This window comes from Planomonospora algeriensis (genome assembly GCF_977012225.1).
In genome coordinates this window covers 1-1,604 of sequence record NZ_CDRNDK010000812.1, presented here as the reverse complement: position 1 = coordinate 1,604, position 1,604 = coordinate 1, and the positions used below count along the sequence as shown (strand labels likewise).

The following is a 1,604-nucleotide window of genomic DNA, read 5'->3' as shown; positions in this document are numbered from 1 at the left end:
CGCTTCCGGCCCGCCGCCCGCCATCCGCCGGGACACCCCCGGCAGCGGCCGGCCACGCGCCGGAAGGCGCCCCCGCGGCATATCCGGATGGCACCCAGAAATGGCCGACCGGCCGCCTCCCCGATATACCGGAATACCCCGGCCGCCTCCCGCCCGGCATGAATCTTTCATCCGTTCCGCACCGCCCGGCACCCCTTCCAACTGGCCTTACTCCGCCGGAACGGTCCCATACGACCGCCTTTCGTTTACACCTCTGTAACGGCGGCTTAGAGTCCGTTTCGCGTAAGCGCTTCGCTGCAGTCGATCGGTAAGTCCGCCATCCCGAAAGGTCGGTCAGTTCAGTGCGCAATTGGCGAAGGATCGCTGTCGCCTGCGCGGTCACGTTCATGTCCGCGCTTCTCGCGGTCGTCCTCGTTCCGAGCTCGGCCTCGGCTCACGGCGCCATGATGGTGCCCGGCAGCCGGACCTACTTCTGCTGGCAGGACGGGCTCAGCCCGCAGGGGAACATCGTCCCCATCAACCCGGCCTGTGCGGCGGCCGTCGCCCAGAGCGGCGCCAACTCCCTCTACAACTGGTTCAGCGTGCTCCGCTCCGACGGAGCCGGGCGGACCCGCGGCTTCGTGCCCGACGGAGAGCTGTGCAGCGGCGGCAACCCCAACTTCACCGGGTTCAACCGCCCCAGCACCGAATGGCCGGTGACCCATCTGACCGCCGGGCGGCAGATCCAGATCAAGTACAACAAGTGGGCCGCCCACCCGGGCTGGTTCTACCTGTACGTCACCAAGGACGGCTACGACCCCAGCAAGCCGCTCACCTGGGACGACCTGGAGGAGCAGCCCTTCGACACGGCCGACCACCCCGCCAGCGTCGGCTCCGCGGGCACCAACGAGGCGCATTACTACTGGAACGCCACCCTGCCTTCCGGTAAGTCCGGCCGCCACATCATCTACTCGGTGTGGAAGCGCTCCGACAGCGCCGAGACCTTCTACAACTGCTCCGACGTCGTCTTCGACGGCGGCAACGGCGAGGTGACCGGCGTCGGCCGCGAAGGGAACCCCGACCCGGACCCGACCATCACCCCGACGTCGACCCCCACCGACGACCCGGGCTCCTGCACCGCCTCCTTCAAGACCGTCAGCACCTGGTCGGGCGGCTTCCAGGGCGAGGTCACCGTGAGCAACCCCGGCGCCTCCAGCCTCAACGGCTGGACCGTCAAGTGGACGCTGCCCAGCGGGAGCAGCATCAACAGCGTATGGAGCGCCAGCCACACGGTCTCCGGATCCTCCGTCACGGCGAAGAACGCCGACTGGAACCGGGCGGTCCCCGCGGGCGGCTCGACCACCTTCGGGATGACCGGCAACGGCTCCCCCGGCTCCCCGTCCCTGACCTGCACCAGTCCCTGACCGACCCGGGGTCCCGGCCGGCCCGCCCGGCCGGGATCCTCCTTTTCTCCCGAGGAGGACAGCCGTGACGCAGGGGAAGACCACCACGATCCTGGGCTCCCTCTCCCTGGGGGCCGCGGTGGCCCTGCTCGCGGCGGCCTGCGTCGGCGGCGGCGATCCCGCGGTCCGGCACACCGCCGCGCACCCGATGGCCCCGACCGG

At 70.0% G+C, this 1,604-nt stretch carries 1 protein-coding gene; it reads left to right on the top strand.

The window, feature by feature from the left end:
- The first annotated feature begins 386 nt into the window (after positions 1–386).
- Positions 387–1,403: a lytic polysaccharide monooxygenase auxiliary activity family 9 protein gene (locus ACWJ6R_RS36015; RefSeq protein WP_449066494.1), complete on the top strand. Its 1,017-nt coding sequence runs from the start codon at positions 387–389 to the stop codon at positions 1,401–1,403.
- Positions 1,404–1,604 lie beyond the last annotated feature (201 nt).

Coding starts and splice junctions, on each gene's coding strand:
- ACWJ6R_RS36015 (WP_449066494.1), top strand. CDS start 387: ATGTCCGCGCTTCTCGCGGTCGTCCTCGTTCCGAGCTCGGCCTCGGCT.